Genomic DNA, 9,983 nt, shown 5'->3' on the forward strand with positions numbered 1-9,983 from the left:
TTTACCTATTAAAAATCCGATCTGCGTTATCTGTCGTAATTGTATCGATTTCGGAAAAATCTTTACCATAAATATTCACCAATTTTCCTACGATTAAATCAAGATAAGAACTTTCGTTTCTTTTTCCGCGATGTGGAACGGGTGCGAGATAAGGTGAATCTGTTTCTAAGACAATTTTATCTAAAGGAATTTCTTTTAAGAATTGATCGATCTTTCCATTTTTAAAGGTGACTACTCCACCGATTCCTAAAATAAATTGAAGATCAATTGCTCGTTTTGCTTGTTCTAAATTTCCAGAAAAACAATGAAATATTCCTCTTAATTTTGGGTGTTTTTTTCGGTCTAAAACTTCGAATGTTTCATCAAAACTTTCTCTGGTGTGAATTACAATTGGCATATCGCGTTCGATTGCCCAATCGATTTGCTGTTCAAACGCTTTTACCTGGATGTCTAATGTGGTTTTGTCCCAATATAAATCTATTCCAATTTCACCGATGGCGGCAAATGGTCGCTGATTCAAATATTCTTCAACCATTTTCAGTTCCTGTTCCCAGGATTCTGGTTTCACATAACATGGATGAAGTCCCATCATCGAAATAATCTGATCTGGATATTCACTTTCTAAGGTGAGCATCTTTTCATGCGTTTCAGAATTAATCGCCGGAAGATAAAATTTCGTGACCCCTTTGTTAAGGGCTCTTTCGATCATTTCTCTTCGGTCTTCATCAAATTCTTCGGAATATAAATGGGTGTGCGTATCGATCATAATGGTTGATGGTTGATGGTTGATGGTTGAAGGTTGAAAGTTGAAAGTTATTAGTAAAATAATTTTCCAGATGAAATGATACAGCAGCCCGACTTGATTCCCTTATTTTTAGTTTTTAAGTTGAATCGTCGAACCACTTAAATCGGTTTGAACGGAAATCAATTTAAAAGATTTTATGCTTTACTTTCGATTGCTGCAAGGAAATTCTTGCTTTTATCTTTTCTAAAAACTCCTGATATTTTGGATTCTTTTCGTCAGTTGTTTTATGGTCTAATGCTTTTGCTATTTTTAAATTCTCTTCAATAAAATCCATGGTTTCATTAGAGAAATACGCGTTTCCAAATTTCTCCCAAATGTAATTAACCGCCTGATTATTGGGATGAATCAAATCTTCTTTATAGAATCGGTAATCGCGCAGATCATCCATTAAAATCTCATATACAGGAAGATAATGACAGTTTTCAAACTGTGGTAAAATCTCGTGAATTGCGGTAATCAACTTTGCTTTGCTCAGGTTATTTTCGATCATACCATCTTTAGTATGACGCACGGGTGAAACCGTAAATAAAATCTGAACGTTGGGTTTTGCAATATCTTTTAGATTTACAATGGTTTCATAAATGGAATCGGTTAATTCTAAATTTGTCAGCAATCTTTTTTCAAAATATTTTCCAGGAATTTTATGACAATTTGCAACGAGTTTTTTCTTCGGCAAAAATTCATAAATATAGGAAGTTCCGTACGTAATCAGAATCCAATTCGTATTTTGAAGGAACTGATTTCCAGTTTCGATCTGAAAATTAATTTTGTCTAAAGTCTGGTGAACAAAGCGAGTCCTAAATGAAGTATGATGGTCTAAAGAAAATACTTCTTCATTAAAACTCACCAAATCACCTTCTTCATAAAAATGGGCATCGTGCAATTTTTTAACCGCTTTATTGATGGAAAACGGATTGAAAAGCGTGCCGAAAGGATTATTGAAAGTTTGTAATTGTCCCTGTTTTAATAAATCCGACATTTCTGTGGCAAAGCAAGAACCTATTGAAAAAATCTGACCTTCAACTTCTATTTTTTGATCGGAATTAGGAATTTCTACTTCTGTTCGGAATTTCATTGGTGATGTGATAATGCGATGATTGAGTGATGTGATAATTTGATGATTTAAATGCAGTGTTCGACTAACCCGCCAATTCGCTGGCGCGAATCGCCACCCCTACAGTGAAGGGGGATTTTGGGGATGTCAATTAGCTTTCTCTTCGCAATAAGTAATTGGCGAGTTCAATGAATGGTTTTTTCTTCTCATCAGAAACGCTGATTTTCTTTAAATATCCCTGTGCGATTTCATTATGTTCCTGAATTAGCAGCAATGTTTTCTCATCAACTCTTGTGCGACGGAAAATCTTTTCGACGCTGTAAACCTTATCAACATTATCGGTTTTTTTGGAATACCAGAACTCCAATTCTTTTTTCTCTTCTTCAGTCCCGTGTTCCAGGGCTAAAAGATAGAGGACGGTTTTTTTATTTTCATAAATATCCCCCGCATGTTTTTTACCGATTTGCTCCTGGTTTCCGAAGACGTCTAAATAATCATCCATAATCTGGAAAGCGATTCCGACGTGTTTACCGAAATTAAAAATCGCTTTCGCATCTTTAAAATCTGCACCAGCAATTAAAGCTCCGATCTCAAAAGAAGAGGCGCTTAAAATTCCTGTTTTATAAGAAATCATTCGGATGTAATCATTGAAATTTACTTCTTCCTGCGTTTCAAAATTGATGTCGTATTGTTGACCTTCGCACAATAATAAGCCTGTGTGAATAAAAACACGCATACACGCTTTATATAATTCGGGTTCTAAATTTTCAAAAAACTTAAGTGCTTTGAACATTAAGGCATCACCGGAAAGAATTCCTGTGTTGATTCCGTGCATCGTATGAATCGTAGGTTTGCCTCTTCGAAGGGGTGCTTCATCCATAATATCATCATGGATCAAGGTAAAATTATGAAAAAACTCGATTGCCAAAGCAGGTTTAAGGGCTTTTTTCAAATCACCACCAAACATTTCACAGGCCATTAAAACCATCATGGGACGAAGACGTTTCCCCCCATGTGAAATAATATAATTCATGGGAGCATAAAGTTCCTCGGGTTTATCTCTAAAGACATATTTTTCGATTGCTTTCGAAACCATCTCCTGATATTCATCTAAAAACTGCATAAATTTCTTGTTTGTGCAAAAATACGATTTATAAATGGGGTCTGCCAAAAAATTCGGGAATGAGGTTGATTTTGATGCGGAATTTTTAATGGTAATTTATTTGAGATTCTGCTTTATTTTAACAAAAATAATAAACACTTTCGGTCTATCAGTATAAAATTAAAACTGTTTATATAAGTTTTCATTAGTTTTTTTGTGTTGCCGATATTTTCACATTAAGAACTACTTCTTTAGAGGTTTCTGCAGTTTTATTCCAATTTACAGAGGTTCGTCATGTATTTCCACTGTCGATTAAAATATGTAACCATAAAGAAAAAATGATTTTGTGTGTTTTTCCCACAGCGAAAACGGATATGATGATAGAAGTTCTTTTATATACCTGAATATTGACTGTTTAAGTGTTTGCAGGTACAGGGTGAATCTTAAAGTCATTGGCTATCTGCCACCAGCGAATCACTATTGCTTAAATAATTTGAAACACCTGCGAACCTGTGATAAGTTTGCACATTAAATGTATCACAGGCTCTAAGATTTTTAATTATATTTGAACCGTGACATCAGCGTCACTTTCCACTCTCCAGGCACAATACTCCATAGCGAGTCCATAGTAAGTCCATAACAACTCCAGTAATTTTATAGTTAAACCATTTACCTGCAGTCTATTATTTTATGATTTAGCTGCGCTATAAGGTAAAGGATCCCTGACTTTACCCTCCCTTAATAATGAAGGTTATAGCCATTTCTAAATCGATGTGGTTTTTTGTTCAATCAAATAAGAACTATCATAAAGATGCTGTATCTTCGATCACCTGCTCCACTTTTTAATTGCACGAATTATTAATTAAGTGCAAAATCACCCTTTTTTTGAGGTCAAGTTTTCATGCACTTCTCATGCTTTATCCATGCTTTATCCATGACGGATCTGTGAAGCATCGGTGAGGCTGCCCCGTCCAAAATTAAATCACCTTAACATTCACATTTAATTCAAAATACATTGTTTGTATTTTAAAGTTAACATTAAGTGTAAATCATTAAAAAAAAGTTAGTTTTTAACGATTTATTTTCAATTTATTCTCTAAAAAGCCAGAGTAATCCCCAGTTTATTTTTCCTCAAAAATTTATTTTCTCTACTTTTGCAAATTCTATAATTTTTATGAAAAAGATCAAAAATATTTTTTTAGTTTCCACATTAATCCTCACCGCTTTTTCGTGTAAACCGAAGGAGAATATGGTCTATATGGAAAATCAGACAACTGCTATTGACCAAGAGGTTAAGCAAGCGGTGTTTCTTGGGACTCATTTACAGTCAGGTGATCTTCTGGATATTAAAGTTACTGCTTTTGATGATAACGCAGTACGTCCTTTTAATCTTCATTCCATGAATCAAGCGGGAGAAATCACCGGTATTCAACAAAATCAAAATCCGCAAAATTTTCCACAAGGGTACCTGGTGAGTAATGAAGGTTATATTATTTTTCCTGTTCTGGGGAAAATATTTGTACAGAATATGACGATGTCTGAACTTCGGGAAGATTTAGAAAAAAGACTCTTGGAATACCTTACGGATCCAATGGTTTCTATCCGTCAGTTAAATTTTAACATCACAGTCTTGGGGGAAGTTAAAAAACCCGGACAATACACCAGTCCATCCGATAAAGTAACTATTCTGCAAGCTTTAGGGATGGCAGGAGATATGACCGATAACGGCGACCGTACCAAAGTAAAACTAGTAAGACATGAAAATGGAAGTGATCAAACGTATGTGATTTATTTCACCGATAAAAACATTACTTCTTCCCCGTATTATTATATGCAGCAAAACGATGTATTATACGTAGAGCCCGATGAAAATAAGAAAATTATTGCTGGTACGAATCCAAACCGTAATCTTATTTTCTCAATCATCGGAAGTGCAGTCGCTATAACTTCAATCCTTATCAGTACTTTAAAATAAATATGGACGAATTCACTGAACACGAAGATCAATCCTCCTTTGATCTGCAAGCGGAATTAAATAAATATCTCAAAAAATGGCCTTGGTTTTTGCTTTCCTTAGTGGTAGCACTAATTCTCGCCTGGCTTTATCTCAGGTACACTCCTAAACAGTATCTGACCAATACTTCTGTATTGGTCTCCACTTCAGATAATAAAAGATCATCCATCAGCATGGAAGATTTTACCAATGTTTCCCTAGGTGGAGGTTTTGGCGGCAATAATCTGCAGGATGAAATCGCCATCATGAAATCAAAACCAATTCTTCATGACTTGGTGAAAAAACTTCATTTAGATGTGCAGGTTTCAAGTGACGGGCGGGTTCGAACAACGAATATTTACGATGAAGCGCCAATTTTCGGAACTCTTGCAGTTCTCAATCCGAAGAAGTTTACGAATCAATCTTTTTCTTTTTCTCCTATCAATGAGAAACAGTTCAAATTAAAGCAGGAAAACAGTCCAGAAAAAACGTATCAGTATGGACAAAAGATTCAGTTAAAGTACGCTGCTTTTACAATCGATCGCCAACCATTGACCGATTTTACATTGCCACTAACCATCACCTTGGTTCATCCTGATGCGGTAGTGAACAATTTAGAAAAAAATATTATTGGAGAGCAGGATTCAAAAAATAAATCCAATATTATTTCATTGAGTTTAACGGGTCCTATTCCGGGGAAATCTGAGAATATTTTAAATGAATTAATCAAGCAATATAATAAAGATGCGATTGACAATAAAAATTTAGAATCCGAAAACACGGCAAATTTCATCGACGGTCGTCTTGATTTGATTACCAAGGAACTCGGAAATATTGAAGATCAGAAAGCGAACTTTAAGCGTAACAATCAGATTACCGATTTGGTGAGTCAGGCGCAATTGTCTGTTCAGAATGCCAATGAAGCGACGAAAAAAATCATGGACGTTGGGACGCAATTAGAAATGGTGAACTCTGTTTTAACTTATGCGAACTCAGCCAATAATGAACAACTCTTACCCAGCAACTTAGGCATGCCTTCTGGCCTAGACAATGTTATTAATGAATACAATCAACTGGTATTAACCAGAAACAAAACTTTAAGACAAGCCACGAGTTCGAATCCAGCGGTTATCCAGTTCAATCGCGATATTGCTTCGATGCGTAGTCTTATTAAAGAAAATTTACAGAAATCACGAACCTCTTTACAATCGAATATTTCTTCTTTACAGGAAAAAGTGAACGAAAACAAAGCAGCCGTTGGAAAATTTCCTGCTCAAGAAAAAATATTTAGAAATATTGACCGCCAACAAAACATTAAAGAAGCCCTCTATCTTTTCCTATTGCAAAAACGCGAAGAGACTTCAATTTCACTGGCGGTGACTACGCCAAAAGCAAGAGTAGTCAATCCTGCCTATACTTTTACGAATCCAGTTTCGCCGCAAAACTCTAAAATATACTTAATTGCTTTTGTTTTAGGTTTAGCGTTGCCTTTTCTTTTATTTTATGTTTATTTCTTTTTTGATTCTAAAATATCGAATAAAGGAGATATAACAAGGGTATTGCCCAATATTCCTTTGCTGGCAGAAATTCCTACCGCTGAAAAAGAAGGAGGCGATTTAATTCAGAAAAATGATTTGTCTATTTATGCGGAGGCATTTCGAATATTGAGTACGAATTTAAAATTTATGCTGAATAAAATTCAGGATCGTGCACCGGTCATCTTGTTTACGTCATCTGTAAAAGGAGAAGGTAAAACAACGATTGCTATGAATTCTGCACTGACCTTCAGTTCGAATAAAAAAGTTGTTTTAATTGGAGCCGATTTACGTAATCCCCAATTAAAAAGGTATATTAACGCAAAAAACATTGGACTAGCAGATTATTTAGCAGACCCCAGTCTGGAACTTACTGACATTTTAGAACCATCTGGTTTAAATCCTAATTTAGACATTATCGATACGGGTACGATACCACCGAACCCGACGGATTTACTGGAAGAGAAAAGGCTGAAAAGTTTAATCACTGATTTAACGACGAAGTACGATTATGTACTCATTGACTCGGCTCCCATGATGATGGTGAGTGACTCCTTCCACCTTTTATCTTTAGCCGATGTGCTGGTTTATGTAACGCGCGCCAAATACACTGAAAAGCAATTGCTTAATTATGTAAAGGTCGTGGCAGCCGATGAAAACGTAGCGAAAATTGGAATCGTTTTAAACGATATCAAAAAAAGTGAATTACGCTATGGCTATGGAGGGAAATATGGATATGGGTATTATACGGACACCAAACAGAATTTCTGGACAAGATTAAAAGGAAAAATTTAGTATTAAAAATTTATGTATATCCGTATTCAATAATAATGAAAATTTTAAACGCAAAGAGCGCAAAGTTTTCTTAATAAATATGCTGTTTTCCGCACGTTTTTAAGTTCGCAAAGCCGTTTCACTTAACAAAGTTCGCAACGAATTACAAATTATTACTATTTACGGACAATCAATAAAAATTAAATCAACGCAATACTTCCTCTTAAATATAGAGGTTGAAAAGAAAATAATCGTAAGCATTGAAAAAAATCAAAAGATAAAATGAAACATAAAATAACAGTATTAGGTCTGGGATATGTAGGTTTGCCGCTCGCAAGACTTTTCGCTACAAAATTCCCGACCGTTGGATTTGATATTAATCAAGCGCGTATTCGGGAACTCAATAACGGTCACGATGATACCTTAGAAGTTTCAGATGAACTTTTGAAATCTGCTTTGGTTGCAAAAAATCCGACCAATGAAGAAAAAGGATTGTACTGTTCTTATGACTTTAATGATATCGCAGATTCTACTATTTACATCATCACGGTTCCTACTCCGGTCGATAAAAACAATCGTCCTGTTTTAACGCCTTTAATTAAAGCCAGTGAAACGGTGGGAAAGGTTTTGAAAAAAGGAGATATCGTTATTTATGAGTCCACGGTTTATCCAGGTGCGACGGAGGAAGACTGTATTCCTGTGGTTGAAAAAGTATCTGGTTTAAAATTCAATGTTGATTTCTTTGCGGGTTACTCCCCAGAAAGAATTAATCCGGGAGACAAGGAGCATACGGTAGAAAAAATCCTGAAAGTCACTTCGGGTTCTACCCCAGAAATCGGTCAAATTGTAAATAACATTTATAAATCGGTGATTACTGCCGGGACGCATTTAGCGCCAACCATTAAAGTGGCAGAAGCGGCGAAAGTCATTGAAAATTCACAGCGCGATATCAATATTGCTTTTGTGAACGAACTGGCGAAGATTTTTAATCTGATGGATATCAATACCCATGATGTTTTAGAAGCGGCCGGAACAAAATGGAACTTCCTGCCTTTTAAACCGGGTTTGGTTGGTGGACATTGCATTGGTGTTGATCCTTATTACTTAGCCCAGAAAGCCCAGGAATATGGCTATCATCCAGAAATTATTTTAGCAGGTAGACGACTGAATGATTCTATGGGACAGTACGTCGCTTCGCAGGTGATTAAGACCATGATTAAGAAAAACATTAAGGTTAATAATGCGAAGATTTTAATGCTCGGCATTACCTTTAAAGAAAACTGTCCAGATGTTCGGAACACTAAAATTGTGGATGTTATTGCGGCTTTAGAAGATTATGGAACGCAAGTCAGTATTTATGATCCCTGGGCAAACTCAGCGGAAGTAAAACATGAATACGGACTTGAAAGTAGTTCAGAAATCCCAACAGAGAAGTTTGATGCGATTATTTTGGGAGTGGCTCATAAAGAATTTTTAGCGTTGGATTTGGAGAAGTTTAAAAAAGAGAAAGCTGTTGTTTATGATGTGAAGGGAATATTAGAAAATTGTGATTCTAAATTATAGTTTGTGATTATAATTTAATTACTAGAAAAAAAAATATTTATCATAAATATATGAAAATCACAGTAGTAGGAACAGGATATGTCGGACTATCAAATGCAATGCTTCTGGCGCAGCATAACGAGGTAGTGGCTCTTGATATTGTACTTGAAAAAATTGTGCTTCTCAACAATAAAAAGTCGCCCATTGAAGATGATGAGATTACAAATTTTTTAAATAACAGAAAATTGAATTTTAGAGCAACTTTAGACAAAAAAGAGGCCTACCAAAATGCTGACTATGTTATTGTTGCCACTCCAACGGACTACGATCCTAAAACAAATTATTTTAACACCAATAGCGTAGAAGCGGTGGTCACTGAGGTTAAAGAATATAATCGTAATTCGGTGGTTGTTATTAAATCGACTGTTCCAGTAGGTTATACAGAATCACTGAGAATTAAATTAAATTTTCAAAACATTATTTTTTCTCCAGAATTTTTAAGAGAGGGAAAAGCATTATACGATAATTTATATCCTTCTAGAATAATCGTCGGTGAAAAAAGTGAGCGAGCAGAAGTCTTTGCAGATTTATTAAAACAGGGAGCGGTGAAAAAAGAAATCCCCACCTTATTTACCGATCCTACAGAAGCAGAAGCACTTAAACTTTTCTCCAATACCTATTTGGCTTTAAGGGTTGCCTATTTCAATGAATTGGATAGCTATGCGCAAACCCACGAGCTCAATAGCAGACAGATTATTGAAGGGGTAAGTTTAGACCCTCGTATTGGTTCGCATTATAATAATCCATCCTTCGGTTATGGAGGCTATTGTCTGCCAAAAGACACCAAACAGTTGCTGGCGAACTATGATGCGGTACCAATAATATTATTCAGGCTATTGTAGATGCTAACCGAACACGAAAAGATTTTATCTCTGATTCTGTTTTAGCCAAAAATCCTAATACAGTAGGAGTTTACAGACTAATTATGAAATCTGGTTCCGATAATTACAGAGCTTCTGCAATGCAGGGTGTAATGAAACGAATTAAAGCTAAAGGCGTAGAAGTTATAGTTTATGAACCGGTACTCGAAGAAAAACTTTTTTTCGGATCCAAATTAATTAATGATTTAGAACTTTTTAAGAATAAATGCGATCTGATCATTACTAATCGTTTGACAC

General features: G+C 35.5%; 8 protein-coding genes. 5 read left to right on the top strand and 3 right to left on the bottom strand.

Annotation, left to right across the window (positions count from 1 at the left end; all coding sequences use genetic code 11):
* Window position 1 precedes the first annotated feature (1 nt).
* The 3 genes from PUH65_RS11355 to PUH65_RS11365 form a co-directional block, all read right to left on the bottom strand.
* A complete protein-coding gene (locus PUH65_RS11355) occupies window positions 2-766 on the bottom strand; it encodes a TatD family hydrolase (protein WP_305520115.1) in 765 nt (254 codons plus the stop codon).
* Window positions 767-929: 163 nt separating this feature from the next.
* On the bottom strand, window positions 930-1,880 hold the full coding sequence (locus PUH65_RS11360; protein WP_305520116.1) for a GSCFA domain-containing protein: 951 nt from the start codon (window positions 1,878-1,880) through the stop codon (window positions 930-932).
* A 130-nt stretch (window positions 1,881-2,010) separates the two neighbouring features.
* Entirely contained in the window at window positions 2,011-2,982 is a 972-nt protein-coding gene (locus tag PUH65_RS11365; protein ID WP_305520117.1) for a polyprenyl synthetase family protein, read from the bottom strand.
* 1,153 nt (window positions 2,983-4,135) lie between these two features.
* Between PUH65_RS11365 and PUH65_RS11370 the strand changes: the two genes are divergently transcribed.
* The 5 genes from PUH65_RS11370 to PUH65_RS14930 all read left to right on the top strand — a co-directional run.
* Window positions 4,136-4,936 (top strand): polysaccharide biosynthesis/export family protein, encoded by an 801-nt coding sequence (locus PUH65_RS11370; protein ID WP_305520118.1) that lies wholly within the window; start codon window positions 4,136-4,138, stop codon window positions 4,934-4,936.
* 2 nt (window positions 4,937-4,938) lie between these two features.
* Complete coding sequence (locus PUH65_RS11375; protein ID WP_305520119.1) at window positions 4,939-7,284, top strand: tyrosine-protein kinase; 2,346 nt, start codon at window positions 4,939-4,941, stop codon at window positions 7,282-7,284.
* A gap of 261 nt (window positions 7,285-7,545) precedes the next feature.
* A complete protein-coding gene (locus PUH65_RS11380) occupies window positions 7,546-8,826 on the top strand; it encodes a nucleotide sugar dehydrogenase (RefSeq protein ID WP_305520120.1) in 1,281 nt (426 codons plus the stop codon).
* A gap of 50 nt (window positions 8,827-8,876) precedes the next feature.
* Window positions 8,877-9,707, top strand: coding sequence for a nucleotide sugar dehydrogenase (locus tag PUH65_RS11385; protein ID WP_370692040.1), 831 nt, complete (start codon window positions 8,877-8,879; stop codon window positions 9,705-9,707).
* An 83-nt stretch (window positions 9,708-9,790) separates the two neighbouring features.
* Window positions 9,791-9,983 (top strand): UDP binding domain-containing protein (locus PUH65_RS14930; RefSeq protein ID WP_370692041.1); only part of this gene is annotated, 193 nt, incomplete at its 3' end.

It is taken from the genome of Kaistella sp. SH40-3, assembly GCF_030686865.1.
GTDB lineage: Bacteria > Bacteroidota > Bacteroidia > Flavobacteriales > Weeksellaceae > Kaistella.

What these genes read in the sequence shown, in the direction of transcription:
- PUH65_RS11365 (WP_305520117.1), bottom strand. Translation starts at nt 2,982, where the DNA reads ATGCAGTTTTTAGATGAATATCAGGAGATGGTTTCGAAAGCAATCGAA.
- PUH65_RS11380 (WP_305520120.1), top strand. Translation starts at nt 7,546, where the DNA reads ATGAAACATAAAATAACAGTATTAGGTCTGGGATATGTAGGTTTGCCG.
- PUH65_RS11375 (WP_305520119.1), top strand. Translation starts at nt 4,939, where the DNA reads ATGGACGAATTCACTGAACACGAAGATCAATCCTCCTTTGATCTGCAA.
- PUH65_RS11355 (WP_305520115.1), bottom strand. Translation starts at nt 766, where the DNA reads ATGATCGATACGCACACCCATTTATATTCCGAAGAATTTGATGAAGAC.
- PUH65_RS11385 (WP_370692040.1), top strand. Translation starts at nt 8,877, where the DNA reads ATGAAAATCACAGTAGTAGGAACAGGATATGTCGGACTATCAAATGCA.
- PUH65_RS11370 (WP_305520118.1), top strand. Translation starts at nt 4,136, where the DNA reads ATGAAAAAGATCAAAAATATTTTTTTAGTTTCCACATTAATCCTCACC.
- PUH65_RS11360 (WP_305520116.1), bottom strand. Translation starts at nt 1,880, where the DNA reads ATGAAATTCCGAACAGAAGTAGAAATTCCTAATTCCGATCAAAAAATA.